This window comes from Petrimonas sp., assembly GCF_963921705.1.
In the GTDB taxonomy this organism is placed as follows: domain Bacteria; phylum Bacteroidota; class Bacteroidia; order Bacteroidales; family Dysgonomonadaceae; genus Petrimonas; species Petrimonas sulfuriphila.
The window spans coordinates 2,774,030-2,797,124 of sequence record NZ_OY997410.1; the positions used below are offsets into that span (position 1 = coordinate 2,774,030).

The following is a 23,095-nucleotide window of genomic DNA, read 5'->3' on the forward strand; positions in this document are numbered from 1 at the left end:
TCAGAACCCGAAAATTTTGCCACCTAATAGTCTTTTAGCCGTTTCAAGCGCAATCTCCCGGGCCTCGGTATCGGTCTGTATGTAATCTTCCAACGAAGGATTCTGGATAAAAACAGTTTTTGTCAGTGTTTGTTCAATAAGCTCACTCATTTGCAGAAAACCAATTTTCTCCTGCAGAAACAATTCCACCGCTATCTCGTTTGCGGCATTCATGATGCAAGGCATATTGCCTCCCTTTTCAATAGATTCGTAAGCGAGGCCCAAGTTGCGGAATCTCTTTGTATCGGGCTTTTCGAAAGTCAGCGTGGAAAGTTCAAAGAAATTAACCGGCTTTACGTCCGATGGAATTCTTTCGGGATAAGAGAAAGCATATTGGATAGGCATCCGCATATCGGGCAAACTGAGTTGTGCCATGATCGATCTGTCCTTGAACTGGACCATGGAATGGATGATGGATTGCGGGTGGACTATAATCTCTATCTGGGAAGGGTTTACATCAAAAAGCCACCTGGCTTCAATCATTTCCAACCCCTTGTTCATCAGCGTGGAGGAGTCGATAGTTACTTTTGCGCCCATGTTCCAGTTAGGATGATGAAGGGCCTGTTCTCTGGTCACCTGCTGCAGCTGACTCATCGAAAAGTTCCGGAAAGGGCCACCCGACGCTGTCAGCAAGATTTTTTCTATTTCGTTGCTTCCTTCTCCATTCAGGCATTGAAAGATAGCCGAATGTTCCGAATCGACGGGTAAAATGGCTGCTCTGTTTTCCAGAGCCAGTCTTGTTATCAGTTCACCGGCGATAACCAGTGTCTCCTTGTTTGCCAGTGCGATAGTTTTTCGTGCCTTTAGGGCAGAAATTGTGGGTTTCAACCCGGAGAAACCAACCATGGCCGTCAACACGATATCGATTTCAGTATTCTGAACCACTTGTTCAATTGCCTCGGCTCCGGCCCAGACTTTTACCGGCAGGTCGGAAAGCGCCTCCTTCAACCCGGCATACTTGCTTTCATTGGCAATTACCACCACTTCGGGCTTGAATCGTCGAACCTGTTCCAACAGGCGGTCTACCTGATTATTGGCTACCAATGCATAAGCTTCAAAACGGTCAGGATACCGTGAAATAACATCCAACGCTTGAGTACCGATGGAGCCTGTGGAGCCTAAAACAGCTATTTTTCGCTTTTGATCATTCATTAAGTGCAGCAGTTGCAAAGAGATGTGCAAAGATAAAAAAAAACAGGGACCCTTACAATCAATTTGGAATTTACAGGTTACTCCCAGTATCTATCAATCCTTCGGGTAGATTCATACAGATTATCTTTTGTTCGTCGTTTACCCGGGTGATAAAATCGTCTGTGGCGGGGATAAGGTATTCTTCGTTTGCTTGCTTCACAATAAAAAGAACATTCAGGGTTGCCGCATACACGCCTTCAATGGTACCAAGATCACGGTTATGCTGGTCAATAACCCGGTAACCGATAAAAAAGTCCCACTCCGGGTTCTCTTCATCCAGATTCTCAGGCACCTGTTTGCGAAGCAAGAAAACGTGCAGGTTAGCAAACCTGGCAGCGCCGGTTTCATCGTTCACGTCCTCAAATTTTACCCGGGCGCCTGTGTCGGTTATAAACGTGATTTCCTCGATAAGAAAAGGAACAAAAATACGGTCAATATCCAGGAAATAAAATTCGGCATCGATACCGGTGTACGCCGGTTTATCGAAAACGAGTGAGATTTCACCTTTTATTCCGTAAGGTTTTTGCAGCTTTCCTATTTTGAGGACCTCATCCTTGGTTATCATTTGTTATTTTCGCCGCTGCGACTTAATTGTTTTCAACCTGCGCTTGGAAGCGGTACTTTTAACATCAGCAATGGAGTAACTTTCATTGTCCAACTGAATTTTTCCACCCGAAAGTTCAAGCAGGTCAGCAATTATTTTCTCATCGTCGACCTCTTTATTCCATTGAGAATATGATTTTTTCATCTGGGTGGTCAACTGGGCAATAAGCAAATCCTTCTTCTCCCCATCCTCCATATCGGCAGCAATGGTAATCATCTTTTCCAATAATTTCCCGTAATGCCTGAATTTCATTGTAGGGCGGCTGTAGTTTAATTTGTCAGGTGCTGTGTTCAAGTCCTCTTTTGTTACCACTTCATAGGGGTAGTCGATATCAAGCTTAAAGTCGGACATTATGGCCAGATGGTCCCACAAAATATGCTTAAAATCATTCACATCACGCAAATGCGGGAACATACTTCCCATAATATCGACTACGGCATAAGCACATTTCCTCCGCTCATCCTTGTCCTTAAGCATTACGCAGTGATCCACCATATTCTGTATGTTTCTCCCGTATTCGGGCATAATCAGTTTTTTCTTCTGAGTGTTGTATATCATATTTTATTTATTTTTTGATTTTATCTGTTGTTTATAATTATAGAACCAAGATTTTTCACGTCGAATTTTCCGCTACCTGAGCCTAAGCACATCCCCTTCTTCGGGGACATATTCATAACTTTTTTTGTTCAGCCGGTATAAGTTTCTTAGCTGAATACCGTATTTCTGCGAAATGCTGTACATCGACTCCCCTATTTGCACCGTGTGCTCAAAATAGGGTTTATCAGCTCTCGGTTTCTTCTTTTGGAAATAAACGATATCGCCTTCGCTCAGCGGAAAACCTTCGGGTACTTCATTGAATTTGAGCAAATCATTCTCCTTGAAACCGAATTCGTGAGCAATTCCGGCAAAGGAATCGCCATTCACAGCTATAACATAAACCAATCCGTGTGTTTTATAAGGCTGATGCGTCCAATTAGCCCGTGCCACTTCCTGCTCTAAGTTTTCTTCTCGCTGTCTCCGGGTGATCCCTTTGCGATAATTTTTGTTGTCGAATCGATATAATTCGTAATCTTCAATCAACTTAATAAGCTTGTTGGCATAAGCCCTGTCGGTTGCATATCCCGTTTTTTGCAATCCTCGCGCCCATCCTTTGTAATCGGTGGCCGATAATTCAAAAAGTTCCCGATAACGGCCTCCAACGGTAAGAAATTGCGCATGGTCTTCGTAAGAATCTTCCACTTTACGGTATTTTCTGAAACAGTCGTTGGGAGTGTCGTCTGCAGCATATACTGATTCTCCACGCCAACCGCGGTGACATTTAATACCAAAATGATTGTTTGACCGTCTCGCCAAGTCGCTCATACCCGCTCCCGACTCCAGCAGTCCCTGTGCCAGTGTGATGGAGGCCGGTATGTTATAATCGTTCATGTGACGCACGGCAATATCGGAGTAATTATCAATATATTCTTCGTAAACCCTTAACCGGCTTTGTCCCCAAACCCAACCGGGAGCAAATAAACAAATCAAAAAGAGAGAAAGAACTGAAATATATCTATATTTGTAATGAAAACTCATTAAAAAAATAATTTTCATATTTCAATCAAACAGAATGAAAGAAATAAATTTAACCACAAAGATAAGCGTTTATCTTTTAGAAGAATGTACCGAAACGGAAAAAAAACTGATCGAAGCAGCAAAACAAGCCACAAAAAATGCATATGCACGTTATTCCAACTTCAAGGTCGGGGCGGCACTGCTACTTGAAAACGGAGAAGTCATAACGGGCAACAATCAGGAAAACGCGGCATACCCGTCGGGGACATGTGCCGAACGGACAGCTGTTTTCTTTGCCAACGCCAATTATCCCGATCAGACAATCATAGCCATAGCCGTTGCTGCACACCACAACGGAGGATTCACCAAAGATGTTGTAACTCCTTGCGGAGCCTGCAGGCAGGTGCTGCTGGAAACAGAAACCCGGTACAAAGCGCCTATAAAAATATTGATGTACAGTGATGATGGGATTTATGTGGTCAACAGCATAAAGAGTTTGCTGCCGTTGAGTTTTGGGGATGAAATGTTGAAATAATTTTGAGTTTACGCTTTTTTACTCCACCAAGGTAACCAAAAACCACTCTCCGTCGATCAGCTTAAAATAATAATCAGCATATATGCCGTTGTCGATTCCGCGAAGAGCAACGTGAGCGGTATCTTTTCTAAAATTTACCGTTTGCGTGTATTTGTCAAAATCGCGGGTGGTATAGGTACTGTCGTAACTTAAGTCGAGCAGCTCCCAATCCCTTTTTTCAATCTTCTCCTCAGTAGGTTCTAACGCTATCCGATTAGCATCAGGAGCCAATACCGTTATAGGGAAAATAATTCTTTCCAGCTGAAAAATCCTTTTTGAATTAAATTTATCAAGAAATTGATAAAAGTCCTCCTGTCTCGTTTGTTTCCGATTTTTCTGAGCAAATGCTGTGTCTTTACCTTCCTGTTCACGATTACCTTTGCCATTACCGGAACAGTTTACAAACAAGAAAACAAAAAAAAGAAAGACAACAACAGGGTTTATTTTCATCTTGAGCGGTAAATTATGCGTTTGATGGTGCAAAGGTACTATAATTATGGGTTTTACACCATTAATCCTGCATAATTTTATCTTTCCACCATCAATTTTATGGTTGCATTAAATTCACTTTTCTTCAACAAGTCATCCAACGAAATATGCATCCTGTACCGCCAGTAATGCTCGGGATTAGCTGGCACATTTATACGTTCTTCTGCAGGATCCTTCCGCGAAAGCTCTCCGGAAAGCGATATCCAGTCCTGCCAGGGTAAAATCACCCACATGGCCGACGAATTCAAGTGTTGTTGTATAATCTGCCGGCACAATTCGGGAGAACATTCGTCTGGAGCCTCCCCTTCGTGGTTAAGAATCTCGTTGTAATATTTTTGGGTAATCTCCTTGTTCTCCTTCCACCACAACCTTATCGGTGACATATCGTGGGTTGACGTTGTGGCAACCGAAAGATAAGGCAATGAATGGAGATCGGAAAACGATACGTTCGGGTCTTTCGGCATCCGTTGAATTTCCAGACTGAGTATTTGGAGTTCGTTCATTACCGAATGCACACTATCGGGCACCATCCCCAAGTCTTCTCCGCAAACCAACATAGGGGTTGAAGAAATGAGTTGTGGCAATTTCCTCATGGCCTGTTCGCGCCAGAAATAGTTGTGACGCCGGTAATAAAAATCATCATAAAGCCGGTTAAAAGCACTTTTCACATTATCGTCGAGATACCTATAAGAATAACTATGTTGCGCCGTAATACGCGGGTGGAACAGGTTATGATTCATCCGGTCTCTTACAAACAATACTTCGTTGCACAATGCATACAACCCATCACGGATTTTCAGATTTTTAAGGTCTGCTTTACCCTCAAAAAAATGCTGAATTTTCCGTTGTGTATCGTATTCTTTTTTAAGGTTGAAGCGCTGCCATCCGGAAACCTCGAGGTACTCCGCCGTCACTTCGGGAGTATATTCACCAAATATTTCAGGCAAAAATGCTTCGTGTATAAATGGCTTTGTCATCCGTTCTTCATCGAAAGGAATGCCTGCCAGATTCAACTCTTCGGGCCAATAAGGCAAGGCCGGACTAAAATACCCCAATAATCCCTGGACAGAGTGCATGGGAATCTCCCAAATGCGGAAAAAGCCCAAAATATGGTCGATGCGGTAAGCATCAAAATAATCTGCCATTTTACAGAACCGGTTTTTCCACCATGCATAACCTTCCTGTTCCATCGCGCACCAGTTGTAAGTAGGAAATCCCCAATTTTGCCCGAAAAAGGAAAAATCATCGGGCGGTGCTCCTGTTTGCGTATCCATATTGAAAAGATAGCCCGTTGTCCAGGCATCAATGCTATCGCGATTTATTCCAATAGGTATGTCTCCCTTTAAAGCGACCCCTTTCCCGTGAGCATACACCTGAACTTCACCCAACTGTTTGTCCAGCAAATACTGAGTAAAAGCATAAAAATCGGTCACAATTTTTGCCTCGGGGTCCTCCTCGATAAGTTGTTGCAACTTTTGTTCATTATAAACTGCAAACTCTCCCCAATCGGTAAACCGCGCCGTGCCTAACTTATCCCTCAAATAGCAATATGCCGCGTACGAAAAAAGCCAGAACCGGTTTTTTTCATAAAACACTTGATACGCCGCGGATGATAAAATTTCATCCTTTTCCTGTTCAAAAAGGTGTTCTGTATATCTTTTCTTCAAACTCAACACCTTTTCATAATCAAGATCAGCCAATTTATTCAATTTCCGGGCTTCTTCCAGGAAAGCATTCATCTTTGACTGATCCTTTAGCGGGAAAGCCGAAAGTCCCAAATAAATGGGATGCAATGCATAGCACGAAATAGCACTGTAAGGATAAGAGTCTCTCCACGTTTGGGTAGTGATAGTATCGTTAATGGGCAGCATCTGGATAAGTTGCTGATGGGTCAGCGCAGCCCAGTCGATCATTTTTTTCAGATCGAGAAAATCCCCAATTCCGAAACTACTTTCACTTCGAAGCGAAAATACAGGAATAGCCGTTCCCGTACCTTTAAACAAAAAGTAGTTGTAATGAAATTGCAACCCCATTTCAACCCATACACTGTTTTGGTTTTTTGCTTTTTGCGTTGACAAAATCCTGTTTCCGCCATCTTCCCAATGTATGGACTGGCGGGTATCCTCATCTACGATAACAAACTTATAATAAAACTCATTGGGAAGGCTTTTAGCGTTCAGGAGTATTTGCCATTCTCCGTTTCCGACATAATCAAGTGGTTTGGCTTTATTTAAAGCCCAGTTTCCCAATTGGTCAATTTCACCGGAAACAACCAACTTCTGCCCTTTTTTCACAAAAGGGCATATCACATTCAATAAAATACTGTTGGGAAAATAGGATAAAGTTGAGTTGGCTTTTTCGTGGAAAAAGATACTTTCAGTAAAAGCCGATGAATACAGGTAACCGTGACAGGGTTTATTTTTCCACAAATCTTGAACAAAAAACATCTTCGATTTCTCAACCTGTAATCTACGATGGCTCCCCCACTCTTTTCGAATAGTTTTACCCTGCTCTTTCAAGAAATAATAATATTCGATTTGTCCGGTTGTTTTACTCTCTGTTTCGGCAGACCACACCTCCCCTTCGCAGGTTAATTTTAATGCACCGGTCTCATCAAGGTTGCCCAACTCGGGAATTGAACCACAAACATAGATTTCTTGACCAAAATTTGTGTGATAACTTATTTGGAATTTTATAAGGCTCATTCTAACTTATTTTCTTTAAACGTAACCGACCTTATCGCCCCTGCCGATTGAAAACAAAACTACAACTATTTCAAACGGATAGATAACCAGAATAAGTTTTTTTTAAACATTATCACGTGCAAACGATTGCAGACATCACACTTAGCTGAAGACCCTGTTCCCTGTTCGTCTGTTCCTGTTCTAGAAATCGATCAGACGGAGTTTATAGAAACAGCAGAATCATCAATTGCGCCGTAATAACCCGCAGGAACATGGTAAGCGGATAGACAGTCGCATAGCTTACTGCTGGGAAATCGTTTCCTGCAGTCGCATTAGCGTATGAAAGAGCCGGGGGATCGGTCATACTTCCCGCAATCAATCCCATCAGCGTAAAGTAATTGATTTTATAAACTTTTCTTCCGATAGTACCCACAATTAAAAGTGGAACAACCGTGATAATGGCACCGTATGCGATCCATTTGTATCCGCCATTTACCACGGTTTCAACAAAGCCTTCTCCTGCGCTTAATCCTACGCATGCAAGGAATAACGCTATACCTATTTCCCGAAGCATCAGGTTTGCGCTCATCGTTGTGTAGGTTACCAATCCGTATTTAGGTCCGAATTTACTGATAAGAATTGCAACAATAAGAGGGCCACCCGCCAGTCCTAGTTTTACGGGTTGGGGGATTCCAGGAAACATAAAAGGGATGCTTCCGATTAAAACTCCCAGGGCGATCCCGATAAAAATAGATATAAGGTTGGGTTCACGCAGCCTTTTCAACGAGTTTCCAAGGAATTTTTCAACATTAGCGATGGATGCTTCGGAACCCACAACGGTTACCCGGTCACCCAGCTGCAACTGTAGTCTCGGATCAGCAACCAGATCAACGCCGGCGCGGTTAACCCGGGTAATATTTACTCCGTACAAATTTCTTAACCGCAATTGTCCGATAGATTTTCCATTAATTCCCGCCTTGGTTACATTTATTCTTCGCGAAATCAATTGATTGTCAAGCTTATTCCACTCGTTTCTATCCATATCGATTTTTTGACCGATCAAAGCTTCAATAAGTTCAATATTTTGTAGGTTTGTAACCACCAGTATTTTATCGTTCTCATTCAACACGGTGTGCGGCAGAGGCACCGTTAATATTCCGGAATCGTTGTGCAGGACTCTGGAAATGACAAATTCCTTATCCATGAGGCTTTTTATCTCGTGGATGGTTTTGCCAAAAACAGCCGGATTATGTACCTGAAGTGAAAACATTTGTGCTTCGGTCATTTTAGAAGCATTTGTTATACTGATTGCTTCGTTCTCCCTGGCAAAATTTATCCTGAACAGCGACTTAAAGAGTATAAGACTAAGAATAATACCTACAACACCAAGGGGATAGGCTACTGCATATCCCATGGCTATAGAAGGATCCTGGGAGCCGGTTACGTCAAAGTAAGTTTGTTGCGCCGCACCCAGTCCCGGGGTATTGGTTACCGCTCCAGATAATATTCCCACCATGGTAGAAATGGGTAATCCGGTTATAACATGAATTACGTAAGTGGTGATAACGCCCAGAAATACTACCGATGAGGCCAATAAATTCAGGGTGATCCCGCCTTGCTTGAAGGAAGAAAAAAAACTGGGACCTACTTGCATCCCAATAGAATAGATAAAAAGGATGAGCCCAAATTCTTTTATAAAATGAAGAATATGTTCATCAATCCCTAAACCCAGATGACCCAAAAATATACCTACAAACAGAATCCACGTTATTCCGAGAGAAACACCGAAGACTTTAATTTTTCCCAGCAGGATTCCGGAAGAAATTACCAGCGCAAGTACAAAAATGGCGTGCGCAACACCCGATCCGAAGATCAAATCATTAATCCATTCCATAAAAAAAATAACCTAAACAAAAAATGTGAATACACGAAATAAGGTGCAAAGTTACAACTTATTTGGGGGTAAAACAAAAGATAATTCGCAGGAAAGCTCATTTTTCACATACAACAGCCACCCAGTTTTCCATTTCAGAGAAATCACGATACGTTAATCCATACTGCACACATTTTTCATGAATCACCGGAATATCTTCCCTGTAAAAACCACTCATGACAAGCTTTCCACCAGGATTTAGAACTTTCGTGTAAGCCGGAATGTCCTGCAACAAAATATTCCGGTTAATGTTGGCGAAAATCACATCAAACATATCGTTTCCTAACAGTCCGGAATCACCGCATAACACGCTGATATTATTAATACGGTTTAAGTGAACGTTTTCCAAAGCATTTTGGTATGCCCATTCATCAATATCAATTGCAATGATGGGATCAGCACCACACATTGAAGCCAGAATGGCAAGAACAGCTGTTCCGCAACCCATATCCAAAACAGACTTGTTTTGCAGGTCCATCGATAAAATTTCTTTCAATATCAACCCTGTGGTTTGATGATGGCCCGTTCCAAATGCCATTTTAGGATCGATAAGGATACGATAATTATAATCCCCGCCGGGTTGATGGAATGAACTGTGAATAATGCATTTGTTTTCAAATACAATGGGTTGAAAATAATGCTTTTCCCACTCCTCGTTCCAGTTTCTATCTTCAATCGTTTTAAACGAATAGCCAATCTCTGCATCTAAGAAGAAATTCTGGAGCAAGGTGTCAATCTTCTCTGTGGAGAACGTTGGCTCGGGAACATAGGCCAGCAGCCCCGTATTTGATTTAACAAAACTCTCAAAACCGATATCGGAGAGTTGAGCTGCCAACACATCGGTAATTATCTCAGAATCGGGATTACAAATAAAATTTACCTCAACGTATTTCATATGATTAAAACTAGTTATTTTAAAAGTGCCGTACTGAATTGAATGAAGCGAGATCGCCAACTTCCAGTGAGAACACCAACAAGTGGCAGTAGACTCCCATCCGGTTGTCGAATGTCGTTTCGCCTTTAACCCTGTTCTTGTTTGAAAACAGCTATCATGCTCGTTTAACAGGAATTTCAGGATACAAACATACAACATTATTCGACACACTGACTTCTAAAAAAATATTTAAATACAAGACAAATTGTTTACGATTGTTAGAATAAACCGCTTTTTTTAATGAAAAATTTAAATATCTCTTTTTTTGTCTTACATTTACCCCGCAAAAAGTAATTTATGAAGAAAATTCTCATCATACTCTTTTTAATTTCCATCGTAATTTTAAATACAAACGGGCAAGGTAATAATGTGCAAACCCTTATTCATGAAGGAGTTGCGCTACACGATTCAGCAGAATACAAGAAGGCCATCGAAAAGTTTGAACAGGCATTGAAAATAAATCCAAAATCGACATTGGCGTTATACGAAATTTCACTTTCGTACCTTGAACTGAAAGATTATGAAAACGCTTCAAAATACAGCACACGTGTTATTAATTCAAACGATAAAAACCTTTCCATTGGAGCTTATGCTGTTAAAAGTGAAGCAATGGCCGAGATGAAACAAATCGATAACGCAATTGCTATTCTGCAGGAGGGTTTGATAAAGAATGGCGATTCCTATTTATTGCATTTCAATATGGCATTGAATTATTACAAAAAAGGGGATATAGATAAGACCCTTGAACACGTAAGCCGTGCCATCGAGTTGGATAAAACCAACAGCGGTGCCTTTCTTTTGAATGCTTATGCACAAAGAGACAAGGGGCTTTGGGTAAGAAGCATTTATTCTTTTCAGTTGTTTTTATTATTGGAACCCGACAGTAAAAGGTCCAAGAATGCTTTCGAAGAGATGCTCCAGACAATGCTTGTGAAACCGGTGACGGAAAAACCGGTAGAGCGGTCATTTATTCAGCAACAATTGTTACGAAACATGCCTGAGAACAGTGTTCAGCAAGAAATGCCTCCTCTCTCAACCGAAGAAGGATTGAATCGAAAAATTATTTACAACGCCATAAAATTTTCGATGGACTCCCTAAAAGCAGCAAAAAAGGACACAGATGTCTATTTTGTTTTTACAGAAGTAAACAAAGCCATCCTCAGCGCACTCGAAAAAGAATCGGGAGCTCTAAAAAGCGGGAGTTTCTGGACCTTCCATTATCCTTTTTTTAAAAGCATCCTCAACTCCAATCATTACGATACTTTTTGCCGTTACATAAGCGTTTCTTACTTTCCGGAATCACTGGAATGGTGGGAAAACAACAAAACCGATGCTGAAAATTTCATCAACTGGTTCGAAAATGGAGAGGACAACGGGAAAAATTGAAAAAAAACGTTACCTTTGTGACTCAGCTTCAACCCTTTTATGGACAAATATAGCGAAGAACAGTTATTAGAAAAGTTACGCGACCCCAGAACCCAACGACAGGGCTTCGCCATACTTGTTTCAGAATACAGCGAAAGATTATACTGGCAAATTCGAAAAATGGTATTGTCGCACGAAGATACCAACGATATTCTACAAGACGTTTTCATTAAGGCCTGGATCAATATTGATAATTTTCGTGGAGAATCAAAATTAACGACGTGGCTTTACCGGATTGCCATTAACGAAAGCATCACATTCCTGAATAAAAAAAGGAACCAGAACAACGTATCGGTCGATGATGAGAATTCCTTCCTGTTAAACACACTCGAGGGAGATAAGTATTTTGATGGGGATGAAGCACAAAAACTGCTTCAACAAGCTATTTTAACTTTACCGGATAAGCAACGGCTAGTGTTTCAAATGAAGTATTTCGATGAGATGAAATACGAAGATATGTCAGAGATACTTGGCACATCGGTGGGTGCACTAAAAGCATCGTATCATCATGCCGTTAAAAAGATCGAAAATTTTTTAACAGATTCCAATTAAACCTTTATATAGAGAGAAAGTCTACTCAACGTAGTACAGCGCAAAGAAAAATGGTATGGAAACAAAAATAAATAAATTGAGCGAGATCGAAAAAAGAAATCCATTTACTGTACCCGAGGATTATTTTTCGAGGTTTAACGAACACATAATGGCTCGTTTACCCGAGAAAGAGATAGTAGAACCAAAAAAGGTTTCCATGTGGGACAAAGCCAAACCCTGGGTTTATATGGCTGCTATGTTTATGGGTATCTTTTTTACTATCCAATTGCTAACAAGAAACACCACAAATCAGGTCGCTACAATATCATCTACGCAGTTTACCGATGATTACTGGTCGACCGTGCAGATAACAGAAGAGGAATTTTATCAATATTTAGAAGAACAATTGGTGAATGACGGTTACTACGATTATATGTACAACCAGGTTTATATGAACTAAGCAATGAGAGCGGGCAATTTCGCTTCGCTCAATTGCCATACGGCTACAAAGAAAAAAATAAATAACAATTGTATGAGAAAGAGCATCACACTTCTTTGTTTTACCCTCATAGTCAGCGCCTTCACGTTCGCATCCTTTGCCCAGGTCCGTAAAATGAATATGGCCGATTACGAAAAAAGGAAAATGGAATACATTCAGAAAGAAGCGGGATTAACCAAAGAGGAAGCTAACCGATATTTTCCGCTGTATAACGATTTGTCCAAGAAAAAATTCGAACTTCACAAACAACACCGGGATAAAGTGGAGAAGATGAAACAACGCAATAAAAACATGTCTAACGAAGAATACCGGCAGCTTCTGGAAAACGATGTAGATGTAAAACTAAAAGAAGCCGAGCTGGACAAGCAATATTCCGAAAAACTGGAAAAAATCCTCTCTCCCGAAAAACTCTATCGGGCACAACAAGCCGAGCGGAAATTTATGCAAAGGGAAGTGATGAAATTTAGAGGAAGCGAGTAAAAATTCAACGAGATTAATAACACCTGCAATGATGAAGCCACTTAAGCTCCATTACTTAGGCATATAGGCTTTGGTAACTCTCCCATTAAAAATTTTACCATTTAAAAAATCGCTTCTGATCCTTTCCATCGTGTAATGTTTTGCAACTTCCGGATACAATGCATAACGCAGTTCCTGGTGCGTTTTCATTTCTTCCTCTTTTTTGGTTAACAAACGATAAATACACCTATTTCCCAGGGATTGTACAGGCACACATCGACTGGACTATCCGTACCTGTAGGGGTTTCCCCGTAAAGCACTTGAACGAATTTTGTTGACACCGTATTAGAAAATTAGGACTGATGAGTCATAACATAGTTAATTTGTAAAAAAAACGGGATTAACCGTTACAAAATAAAAGGAATCCATCCAATTTTATTAACTTTGCACCTTGTTTAGCGGAAATCATTAGATTTTTTCCGTAATTAGTTGTAAGAATATGCCTCAGATTTCAGAGCGGGGCTTACAGATGCCCGCCTCTCCCATTAGAAAATTAGCTCCACTATCGGATGCAGCAAAAGCTCGCGGAGTAAAAGTATATCACCTGAATATCGGTCAGCCCGATTTGCCATCGCCTCAGGTAGCCCTGGACGCTATTCGAAGTATCGACAGGACCACGTTGGAATATAGTCCCAGTGACGGATTTCGTTTTTTTCGCGAAAATCTGGTGAACTATTATGCAAAATTCAACATCCATCTTTTACCTGAAGAAATTATCGTTACCGCAGGTGGTTCGGAAGCCGTGCTGTATGCCTTTATGGCTTGTCTAAATCCGGGCGATGAAATCATTGTCCCTGAGCCGGCATATGCCAATTACATGGCTTTTGCCGTATCTGCAGGTGCTATTATCAAAACCATTCCAACGAGTATCGATACCGGATTTAAGCTCCCGGAAATAGAAAAATTCGAAGCGCTCATCCATTCGAAAACTAAGGGTATCCTTATCTGCAACCCGAACAATCCCACCGGATATGTTTATACAGCAGAGGAGATGGAGCAAATCAGGCTGTTGGTAAAAAAACACAACCTTTACCTGTTTTCCGACGAAGTATACCGAGAGTTTATTTATAGCGACGCGCCTTACATCTCGGCTTGCCACTTGAAGGATATTGAAGAGAATGTCGTTCTTATCGATTCTGTATCGAAACGATACAGTGAGTGTGGAATTCGTATAGGATGCTTGATTACCAAAAATAAAAAACTGCACGACACGGTGATGAAGTTCTGTCAGGCACGGTTGAGCCCTCCGTTGATTGGACAAATTGCCGCAAATGCTTCGTTACAGGAAAACGGAGCGTACATGCAGCAAAATTTTGATGAATACAAAAGTCGCCGTGATTTCCTGATCGAACGGCTCAACAAAATTCCCGGTGTTTATTCGCCTCAGCCCGAAGGCGCCTTCTATACATTAGCGAGCCTTCCCGTGGACGATACGGATGCATTTTGCGCATGGTGCCTTTCGGATTTCCGATACGAAAACCAAACCATCTTTATGGCTCCGGCATCGGGATTCTACGTCACTCCCGGATTAGGGAAAAACGAAGTCCGCATAGCTTATGTACTCAACAAAGAAGATTTAAACAACGCGTTGATTGTGTTGGAAAAAGCATTGGAAGCCTATAATAACAAACAGTAGTGCTCAACGCTCAAAACAAAAAATGAACACAGAGCTTTTTATCGCCAAACGGATCTACAGAGGTGACAAGAAAAACGAGAAACGTGTTTCATCGCCTGCTATAAAAATTGCTATCTCCGGCTTAGCGTTAGGCTTAGCAATAATGTTAGCAGCTGTGTGCATTATTATTGGTTTTAAAAAAGAAATTCGTGAAAAGGTGATCGGTTTTGGTTCTCATATCCAGATTACCAGTTTTGACAGCAACAGTTCTTACGAACATCATCCTATCTCTTTTTCCGATACATTAAAAAACAGACTGTTAAGCAATCCAAAAATTGCCCGGGTACAAAAGTTCATAACTAAACCCGGTATTATCAAAACCGATGAAGATTTTTTAGGTATCGTGCTGAAAGGGATATCCGATGATTACGATTGGCAATTTTTTAAAAAAAACCTGATCGAAGGAGCCATTATAAACCCAAACGACACATCGGGTATCAACCGGGCCATAATTTCTCAAAACATTGCCAACAAACTTCACCTTAAATTAGGCGATCATTTTACTACTTACTTTGTTCAAGAGCCTGTTCGTGCCAGACGATTTACCGTTTCGGGGATTTACGAAACCAATTTCGAGGACTACGACAAACTGTACGTCCTGACCGAAGCAAAAATCCTGTCCGGATTAAACGACTGGGAAGACGACATGGTAAGCGGTGTGGAAGTATTGGTAAAAGAGTATAATCAACTTGATCAAACGGCTCAGGATCTGTTTTTCGAAATGTCAAACTACCAAGACCGGTTTGGCAACAGGCTTTACACTCGCTCCATAAAAGACATCAATCCCATGATCTTTAATTGGTTGAACCTTCTGGATATGAATGTTTGGGTAATCCTGATATTGATGATTCTGGTGTCTGGTTTTACGATGATCTCGGGACTTCTCATCATCATCCTGGAGCGGACAAATATGATCGGCATGCTCAAATCGATGGGGGCACGTGATTTCAGTATCCGGAAAGTATTTCTTTACCTTTCGGCTTTTCTCATCGGACAAGGAATGCTCTGGGGTAACGTTATGGGACTAACCTTCTGTATTTTACAAAAAGAATTCAATATCCTAAGACTCGATCCTGCCACTTACTATCTCTCTGCCGTACCCATCGATCTGAACCCTTGGTATGTGATCTTGCTAAATGTGGGGACACTGATTGTTTCCTTGATAATGATGATTGCTCCCTCCTATCTTGTGGCAAAAATTACGCCCGCAAAATCAATCCGGTTCGAATAAATAACCTTACTGGCTGATTATAAACAATCAAACTACTGTTAACAACTTGTTGAAAACCTGTTTAGAAGTTGTTTATAATTATGAAGAAAAAAATTTGCACCGTATTTATGTAATATTGTATATTTGCGATACTCAACATTCAGGAAAATTTTAGTACGAAAATCGTACAAAAAAATATGAGGAGTTCTTTGGCATTTTGTACACAATAAAAAGATTAGGATCGGCAGGATGTGTAGCACCACAATTCGACGCAACTTGTAACATTTCCTTGATAAAGGCCTTCCAAAAGAATGCTTTTGCAACGAAATCCGGTCGTAATTCTCGTATTCCAACCCATTTACCGGGCTTTCTGCAGAGCATCCCGAAAGATTCACATCGAATCTGGACAGAATGTAAAGTAGAGCACAAGCGCGATAAATGATTTTGTAGAATTTTACGGACGATGCTCGGGATGAACTTCCCGGGTTTGCAATGTCAAGACGAGAAATGAACGTGTTTAACGAATCGGGAAAAATGATTTGAAAGAAATTTTGAAAAATTTGTTCCGGATTGGATGAGCATATTCTGTGGGTTTTTACCCATTCAACCGTTAAGTGTCTCCCACAAGATGGTTGTTAAAGAATTGAAGCATTCAGGCTACAACACAGGTTTGGAAACAAACCACTTCACCCTCGTTTGTTCCCGTTTCAAACCTTATGGATATTTACTTCCGTGAGGCAGAAAACAGAAAAAGTTGCACACAGGCATCGACGTGTTTTTCAGATCTTTCGGAATTACCGTTTTGAAAAAGACGGATCAAGAGATCGGTTTTTTGGTAATACCATTCCAAACTGACCGGTTTTCTTTTTGTGCTTCGAAGTTTGAAGACGCTATTTGTTGACTTTTGATACAACAATTTCAAAAAGAGGCTAATCAACAACTTAGGGTTGCATTTATGGTTTCACACTGTTTCTGACGCTTTAGGTTGTATTCATGTTTTGAAGTATAATCTACATTCCGAAATTAAACTTCCCGTTTGGACAGTCTGAATACAGATTCTACAGGATAAGTTGAAGTACAGTTGTGTATAGGATACTTAGAACTCCTTCCTAAACAAAAAAGGCCGGCTTAAATACCGGTCTTTTTTTGTTTGTATACGTTTGTCCTGAAGACCTAGCTCATCGATAATATCATTCGGTTATCGTCTGCTATTTTACGCATATTCAAAATAGCATATCGCATTCTCCCCAATGCGGTGTTGATGCTCACACCGGTTTTATCGGCAATCTCTTTAAAACTAAGTTCCTGATAATAACGCATATTCAATACTTCACGTTGCGTGTCCGGCAGGTATTCAACCAGCCTCCTCACATCATCAAACACCTGCGCTTTTACCATAGTTACCTCAATGTTATCCTCACAGAGCCTGAAATTGTTGAACAGGTCAAACTCGTATTCATCGTTTGAGACCGTATTCTCGTTCCGTTCCTGACGAAAACAATCGACAATCAAGTTGTGTGCAATGCGTGTTATCCAGGCACGAAATTTACCGTTCTCGGTATACCTGCCCTGCTTTATCGTGAGAATAGCCTTGATGAACGTGTCCTGAAAAATATCGTCAGCCAGATCACGATTGCGAACCCTATAGAGGATGTAACTGAAAAGGGATTGTTTGTGACGGGAGAGAAGAATCTCAAATGCACAATTGTTACCTTCGGCGTAAGAAACGACCAACTCCTCGTCGGTCATCGACAAAAGAACCTCCATTACTAAAACTATTAAACGATTTATTTTTAAATTAGTTGAGTAATGTCACTCCGATAGGCAGATAATTTTAAAAAAAGAATTTGTTAATATGAGTTGAACAAAGAAAATTACAATTTTCATAATAAACAAAAATTGAATGTTAAAAAAAACGGAAAGGTTCAATTCTTTCCGTTTCGCAATTACCTGAAAAGTAACTTTTATTCGCTTAAAGCCGGTTTATAATAACCCAGGTCTTCGATTCGAGATTTGGTAACAAAGTTATAGTTCTTCACTACTTCAATTTGTCCGTAATGGATATAAACCTCGGCACTGCGACGGAACATTTCGGGTTCTTTGTTGGCATCCTGCAAGAGGAGGTGTCCCATAATCACGTGTCCGGCACTTTCAACCAAACGGCGCGCATGAAAATCGAGGTATTCTTCGTCCTTGGGTGCGGTAACAATTTCAACCAATTTTTCGTACATCTGCGCCATTTTCGATAATGTACGCTTTAACGGCTCCAATTCCGGCAATACGGGCATAGCCTCATATTCCCTGATCCGGTTCAGGTAAGTTCCTGTGGTGACGTGTCGAATGGCGGCAACGACCTGCAATTGCGTAGTACCCTCGTAAATATTGGTAATACGGGCATCACGATATAGCCGTTCACACTTATAGTCTTTCATGTACCCGGATCCACCGTGTATCTGAATGGCATCATAGGCATTCTGGTTCGCATATTCACTGGTCATTCCTTTTCCAAGCGGCGTGAAAGCATCCGCCAGCCGCGAATAGTACTTCATTTCGTCACGTTCTTCAGGAGTAAGTTTGCGCTCTCTGGAAATATCTTCCAATATCTTATACATATCCACAAAACGACAGGTTTCGTAAAGTATGGTACGTGACGCATCGGTTTTAGCGCGCATGTTGGCTAGCATCTCGAAAACAGGTGGCATCTCGATAATGGCTTTCCCAAACTGACGGCGTTCCAGTGCGTAGTTGTACGCTTCGCGACAAGCAGCTTCGGATATTCCTACCGATTGAGCCATGATACCCAGGCGGGCACCGTTCATCAACGACATGACGTACTTGATCAGTCCCATCCGGCGCGAACCCACTAACTCGGCTTTGGCATTTTTAAAAACCAGCTCGCAGGTTGGCGCCCCTTTTATACCCATTTTATTTTCAATACGGCGTACGGTTACGCCTCCGCTGTTTTTGTCGTAAACATACATCGATAAACCGCGTGCATCTTTTGTTCCCTCTTCCGAACGGGCCAGCACCAGATGAATATCGGCATCCCCGTTGGTAATAAATCGTTTCACTCCGTTCAGGTACCACTGCCCTTCCTTTTCGTTATACGATGCTTTCAGCATCACGGCTTGCAAATCCGAACCGGCATCGGGTTCGGTCAGGTCCATCGACATGGTCTCCCCTTTGGCAACCCTCGGCAGGTATTCGTTTTTTTGCTCGTCCGAAGCAAACTCGTAAATTGTTTCGCCACAGTCTTGCAACATCCAGATATTTTGGAAACTGGCATCCGCCCTGCTCACGATATCGGCTGAAATCATGTAAGGCACCATAGGAAAATTCAATCCTCCAAAACGTCTTGGAAAAGCCATCCCCATCAGTTCGGCCTTGTTCAGGGCCTCCAGGTTCTCTTGGGTAGGTGTAGCATACGTTACTCGTCCGTCGGCCACTGTTGGTCCGCTGTGGTCTACCGTTTCGGCATTCGGTTCGATAATATCACCGCAAATCTCGCCCACTACTTCCAGAATTTTGTCGTAGCTGTCCATAGCGTCTTCAAAATCCATCGGAGCGTAATCGTAAGTATATTTATCTGCGTAATTTCTTTCTTTGAGTTCCACAATTCGTTTCATCAGTGGATGGTTCAGATAGTGTCTGAATTGCGGCGTGTCGGTATAAAAGTTTGCCATTTCTTCTTATTTTGAATTTTTCTTATAATACTTGATCAATTTCGGAATTACCTTTTCGATATCGCCGGTAATGACGTAATCAGCAATAGCATTAATGGGGGCACTAGGGTCGTTATTGATGGAAATGATCAGCGAACTCTCTTGCATTCCGGCAATGTGTTGAATCTGTCCCGAAATACCGCAAGCGATATACAGTTTAGGGCGTACGGTAACACCGGTCTGTCCGATTTGACGTTCGTGTTCGGCATATCCGGCATCAACGGCGGCACGTGATGCCCCTACTTCAGCTCCCAAAACATTTGCCAAATCATACAACAACTGAAAATTTTCTTTCGAACCTACACCGTATCCCCCGGATATAATGATGGGCGAATTTTTGATATTGACTTTCGATTTTTCCACGTGACGGTCGATGATGGAAACCACAAAATCATCCGGAGAAACATAGTCTTTCACATCGTGCTCTACCACCGTCCCTTTGTAATTCGGATCGGCAATTTCCTTTTTCATCACACCTTCGCGAACAGTCGCCATTTGCGGACGATGGTCGGGATTGATGATCCACGCTACAATATTTCCACCGAAAGCTGGACGAATCTGATAAAGCAGGTTTTCGTAAACTTTGCCCACTTTTTTCTCTTCGTGATCGCCAATTTCAAGCGATGTGCAATCGGCCGTTAAGCCGCTTCCTAATGCCGATGATACGCGCGGGCCCAAATCACGCCCGATGATGGTAGCCCCCATCAGGCAAATTTGCGGTTTTTCTTTTTTGAACAGATTCACCAGGATGGATGTGTGCGGCAAGGTAGTATATGGCGACAAGCGTTTGTCTTTAAAAATATGGAGAACATCTGCACCGTATGGAAAAACCTGTTTCTCAATGGTGTCGAGCTTGTCTCCTGCGGCAATAGCTTCGAGTCTGCAACCCAGCTGGCTGGCCAGAGTGCGTCCCTTGGTAAGTAGTTCCAGGCTCACTTCTGCAACCGTGCCGTCTTCTATTTCGAGGTATACGAATACGTTATTCATTGTTTTAACCAATTGTGTGATTAGCTATTAATTCTTTTATCAAGTCTTCCAGTTCGGTATCGTCATCGGTCAGTCGTTTGCTTTCCTTTGCCTGAAATACAACGTTCTCTATTTTCTTTACTTTGGTTGGAGAACCCGATAATCCGCATTGAACCGGATCAGCATTTACATCAGCGACACTCCATTCCGTTAAATTGAGGTATGGGCGTGCATTGTACAAATCGATATAATCGATATTTTCAGTTTGACGTTCGGTAACGGTTTTAGCGTGTTTGTATTTTTGCAGAAATTTTGCGTTACGCGGACGGCAAATCCTGGCCGATCCGTTTACAGTGATCAATAACGGCAGGGGGGCTTCCACTACCTCTACCCCATTTTCGAGACGACGTTTCACGCGGATTTTCTTCTTATCGATGCTCTCGATTGCCTCAGCATACGTAATTTGAGGAATGCCCAGCTTTTCTGCCACCTGTGGCCCAACCTGCGCAGTATCGCCATCTATAGCTTGCCGGCCGGAGATAATCATATCAAAATTACCCATCTGCTTAACGGCCATCGACAAGGCATAAGATGTAGCCAAAGTGTCAGCGCCGGCAAAAGCACGATCCGTTAGAAGCACACCGTCGTCAGCACCTCTGAATAATCCTTCCCGAAGGATTTCTGCAGCGCGGGCAGGCCCCATGGTTAGTACGGTAATCTTTGTCCCGGGATATTGATCTTTGATTCCAAGAGCTTGCTCCAACGCATTCAAATCTTCCGGATTAAAAATAGCCGGCAGCGCTCCTCTGTTAACTGTTCCGTCGGCTTTCATCGCATCTTTCCCAACGTTGCGCGTATCGGGAACCTGCTTTGCCAACACAATAATGTTAAATGCCATTTCCTATATGTTTATTTATGTTCTTTTGGAGACGGCAAATTTACAGAAAGAATTCAGCTTCACCAACAAAATTTGAAACAACTATCGAAAAAATTGCACAAAAAAGTGTTTTTTGTGTAAAAATTAAATCCAATACAAACATCATTAAACCTATTTCTTTCTTTTGTATCCAATAATCGCAGCCGTTGAATTCTTGAATCGGTTTAAAATAAGCTATTTGATCTTTCATGTCATTTTTTTAATGGTGTTTAATTTTTATTTCGCATCGTAATGGAAAGTGGTTTAAAAAAAATGAAAGTTCAGCGGTATAAAAAAGTAAAAAACAACATAAAAGAATAAAACAAAATCATATCATTCGTAAAATACAAAACAATTTCTAAATAAATTTGTAATTTTGACTCATAAAATCTCAACCTATTCAGACCAAATTTGTCTATGAAACATTTAGTTTTCTCTGGTATATTGTTTTTTTCCATCCTGTTTTTCAGTAATTGTGCCGGTATTCAGTACATGTCTATCGAGACGCGCGAACCGGCGCAGGTTACTCTTCCAACGGAAGTGAAGTCGGTATTGGTGGTAAACAACGTGGTTCAGCAGCCTGATGAAATTGGACATAACATCAAAAGACTGGGAAAAAAGCAATCCGACAGAATAAAAGTATCTGCGGACAGTGTGGCTATTTTTTATACGGAAGCATTGTCTCAATTTTTGGGTGAAGAAGAGTATTTTAATGCTGTTAAATATTACCAGAAACCGCTGAGAAGTGATAATGATTTCTGGCAGGAAGTTCCCATAACGCCCGAAACGATGCATGAACTGCGGAATGCAACTACCACTGACGCAATCATATCGCTGGACAAACTGATTTTACAAACCGACAGAACCGACTTTTTCCGACAGGAAGGGTACAATTATGCTGGTTTAACCGGGAGAATACAATCGGTAATTCGTGTGTATCTCCCATCGATGGAAGGTAAAATCCCGGTGGTTCAGTTTACCGACAGCATGAAATGGGAAGGATATGATATTCATGACGGCCGTGCTTACGCCGACTTGATTGTCCCTTCACAAGAAGAAGCAATGAAACAGCTTGCCGTGTTTGCAGCGGAAAAAATGACGAAAGTATTTTCGCCGCACTGGGAGAATCAAGACCGCTGGTACTACACACAAATGAGTTCCAAGATGCGTGAAGGAGAAGTCTTTGCCAAGAATAATCAGTGGTTCAATGCCATTGAAAAATGGAACGAATTTTACACAAAGGAAAAAAACAAGCTAAACCAGGCAAAAGCTGCACACAATATAGCACTGGGTTACGAAATGCTTGATGATATGGACAGCGCGTATAAGTGGGCCGTCTTAGCAGTCGACCTCTTTCTGCAATCAACCACAAGCGGTTCGTTGGAAAGACGGCGGTCGCTCCTGTTTAAAAATGAAATAGAACGTCGAAGAAACACATCCAATAAGTTGAACATGCAGATAAAATGAAAAAAATTCCTGTTGGCGAACTGCTTAATGGGAATTTTTAGTAAAAATATATCTTCCTTTTTCCTTTGTTTTCAAAAAAAACATTACCTTTGCACCAGAATCTTCAAAGATAAGTGAATATATTCTACGGATATTCACTCAACAATTCAAAATAAAACCATAT

Annotated in this window: 22 protein-coding genes; 8 read left to right on the forward strand and 14 right to left on the reverse strand. The window is 41.5% G+C overall.

Annotated elements, in window-relative coordinates:
• The 4 genes from AACM02_RS11625 to AACM02_RS11640 form a co-directional block, all read right to left on the reverse strand.
• Positions 1 to 1,191 (reverse strand): 1-deoxy-D-xylulose-5-phosphate reductoisomerase, encoded by a 1,191-nt coding sequence (locus AACM02_RS11625; RefSeq protein ID WP_339117081.1) that lies wholly within the window; start codon positions 1,189 to 1,191, stop codon positions 1 to 3.
• 70 nt (positions 1,192 to 1,261) lie between these two features.
• Positions 1,262 to 1,795: a ribosome maturation factor RimM gene (gene rimM / locus AACM02_RS11630; protein ID WP_339117082.1), complete on the reverse strand. Its 534-nt coding sequence runs from the start codon at positions 1,793 to 1,795 to the stop codon at positions 1,262 to 1,264.
• Positions 1,796 to 1,798: 3 nt separating this feature from the next.
• Complete coding sequence (locus AACM02_RS11635) at positions 1,799 to 2,392, reverse strand: DUF4290 domain-containing protein (RefSeq protein ID WP_332455749.1); 594 nt, start codon at positions 2,390 to 2,392, stop codon at positions 1,799 to 1,801.
• Between the two features lie 72 nt (positions 2,393 to 2,464).
• Complete coding sequence (locus tag AACM02_RS11640) at positions 2,465 to 3,427, reverse strand: glucosaminidase domain-containing protein (RefSeq protein ID WP_332455750.1); 963 nt, start codon at positions 3,425 to 3,427, stop codon at positions 2,465 to 2,467.
• Positions 3,428 to 3,443: 16 nt separating this feature from the next.
• Here AACM02_RS11640 and cdd point away from each other — a divergent pair, with 16 nt between their 5' ends.
• Positions 3,444 to 3,923, forward strand: a complete 480-nt coding sequence (gene cdd / locus AACM02_RS11645; RefSeq protein WP_339117083.1) for a cytidine deaminase — start codon at positions 3,444 to 3,446, stop codon at positions 3,921 to 3,923.
• 18 nt (positions 3,924 to 3,941) lie between these two features.
• Here the strand turns inward: cdd and AACM02_RS11650 are convergent, their stop codons facing one another.
• From AACM02_RS11650 to prmA, 4 genes are all read right to left on the reverse strand, one after another.
• A complete protein-coding gene (locus AACM02_RS11650; protein ID WP_339117084.1) occupies positions 3,942 to 4,412 on the reverse strand; it encodes a DUF4348 domain-containing protein in 471 nt (156 codons plus the stop codon).
• A gap of 77 nt (positions 4,413 to 4,489) precedes the next feature.
• Complete coding sequence (locus tag AACM02_RS11655) at positions 4,490 to 7,156, reverse strand: 4-alpha-glucanotransferase (RefSeq protein ID WP_339117085.1); 2,667 nt, start codon at positions 7,154 to 7,156, stop codon at positions 4,490 to 4,492.
• Between the two features lie 202 nt (positions 7,157 to 7,358).
• Entirely contained in the window at positions 7,359 to 9,029 is a 1,671-nt protein-coding gene (locus tag AACM02_RS11660) for a putative transporter (RefSeq protein ID WP_332455754.1), read from the reverse strand.
• 97 nt (positions 9,030 to 9,126) lie between these two features.
• A complete protein-coding gene (gene prmA / locus AACM02_RS11665; protein ID WP_332455755.1) occupies positions 9,127 to 9,963 on the reverse strand; it encodes a 50S ribosomal protein L11 methyltransferase in 837 nt (278 codons plus the stop codon).
• A 336-nt stretch (positions 9,964 to 10,299) separates the two neighbouring features.
• On the opposite strand from prmA, the gene AACM02_RS11670 reads away from it, so the two are divergent.
• The 4 genes from AACM02_RS11670 (at position 10,300) to AACM02_RS11685 (ending at position 12,937) form a co-directional block, all read left to right on the forward strand.
• Positions 10,300 to 11,388, forward strand: coding sequence for a tetratricopeptide repeat protein (locus AACM02_RS11670; RefSeq protein WP_339117086.1), 1,089 nt, complete (start codon positions 10,300 to 10,302; stop codon positions 11,386 to 11,388).
• Positions 11,389 to 11,427: 39 nt separating this feature from the next.
• Positions 11,428 to 11,979, forward strand: coding sequence for an RNA polymerase sigma factor (locus tag AACM02_RS11675; protein WP_332455757.1), 552 nt, complete (start codon positions 11,428 to 11,430; stop codon positions 11,977 to 11,979).
• Positions 11,980 to 12,034: 55 nt separating this feature from the next.
• Complete coding sequence (locus AACM02_RS11680) at positions 12,035 to 12,418, forward strand: hypothetical protein (RefSeq protein WP_339117087.1); 384 nt, start codon at positions 12,035 to 12,037, stop codon at positions 12,416 to 12,418.
• Between the two features lie 72 nt (positions 12,419 to 12,490).
• Entirely contained in the window at positions 12,491 to 12,937 is a 447-nt protein-coding gene (locus tag AACM02_RS11685) for a hypothetical protein (protein WP_332455759.1), read from the forward strand.
• Between the two features lie 51 nt (positions 12,938 to 12,988).
• On the opposite strand, the gene AACM02_RS11690 is transcribed toward AACM02_RS11685, so the two are convergent.
• Positions 12,989 to 13,126: a 5-keto-4-deoxyuronate isomerase gene (locus tag AACM02_RS11690; protein WP_332455760.1), complete on the reverse strand. Its 138-nt coding sequence runs from the start codon at positions 13,124 to 13,126 to the stop codon at positions 12,989 to 12,991.
• A gap of 289 nt (positions 13,127 to 13,415) precedes the next feature.
• Here AACM02_RS11690 and AACM02_RS11695 point away from each other — a divergent pair, with 289 nt between their 5' ends.
• Both AACM02_RS11695 and AACM02_RS11700 read left to right on the forward strand, forming a co-directional pair.
• Complete coding sequence (locus tag AACM02_RS11695; protein ID WP_214062461.1) at positions 13,416 to 14,612, forward strand: pyridoxal phosphate-dependent aminotransferase; 1,197 nt, start codon at positions 13,416 to 13,418, stop codon at positions 14,610 to 14,612.
• Positions 14,613 to 14,634: 22 nt separating this feature from the next.
• On the forward strand, positions 14,635 to 15,882 hold the full coding sequence (locus tag AACM02_RS11700) for an FtsX-like permease family protein (protein WP_339117088.1): 1,248 nt from the start codon (positions 14,635 to 14,637) through the stop codon (positions 15,880 to 15,882).
• Between the two features lie 1,152 nt (positions 15,883 to 17,034).
• On the opposite strand, the gene AACM02_RS11705 is transcribed toward AACM02_RS11700, so the two are convergent.
• The 5 genes from AACM02_RS11705 to AACM02_RS11725 form a co-directional block, all read right to left on the reverse strand.
• Positions 17,035 to 17,628 (reverse strand): sigma-70 family RNA polymerase sigma factor, encoded by a 594-nt coding sequence (locus AACM02_RS11705; protein ID WP_214062459.1) that lies wholly within the window; start codon positions 17,626 to 17,628, stop codon positions 17,035 to 17,037.
• 197 nt (positions 17,629 to 17,825) lie between these two features.
• Positions 17,826 to 19,544, reverse strand: coding sequence for an acyl-CoA dehydrogenase family protein (locus AACM02_RS11710; RefSeq protein ID WP_332455762.1), 1,719 nt, complete (start codon positions 19,542 to 19,544; stop codon positions 17,826 to 17,828).
• A 6-nt stretch (positions 19,545 to 19,550) separates the two neighbouring features.
• On the reverse strand, positions 19,551 to 20,570 hold the full coding sequence (locus AACM02_RS11715) for an electron transfer flavoprotein subunit alpha/FixB family protein (RefSeq protein ID WP_214063053.1): 1,020 nt from the start codon (positions 20,568 to 20,570) through the stop codon (positions 19,551 to 19,553).
• Between the two features lie 4 nt (positions 20,571 to 20,574).
• Complete coding sequence (locus tag AACM02_RS11720; protein WP_339117089.1) at positions 20,575 to 21,447, reverse strand: electron transfer flavoprotein subunit beta/FixA family protein; 873 nt, start codon at positions 21,445 to 21,447, stop codon at positions 20,575 to 20,577.
• Between the two features lie 40 nt (positions 21,448 to 21,487).
• Positions 21,488 to 21,676 carry a hypothetical protein gene (locus tag AACM02_RS11725; protein WP_332455764.1) on the reverse strand — a complete coding sequence of 63 codons (189 nt, stop codon included), beginning with the start codon at positions 21,674 to 21,676 and terminating at the stop codon, positions 21,488 to 21,490.
• 206 nt (positions 21,677 to 21,882) lie between these two features.
• On the opposite strand from AACM02_RS11725, the gene AACM02_RS11730 reads away from it, so the two are divergent.
• Positions 21,883 to 22,932, forward strand: a complete 1,050-nt coding sequence (locus tag AACM02_RS11730) for a DUF6340 family protein (RefSeq protein ID WP_214063056.1) — start codon at positions 21,883 to 21,885, stop codon at positions 22,930 to 22,932.
• Positions 22,933 to 23,095: the final 163 nt, after the last annotated feature.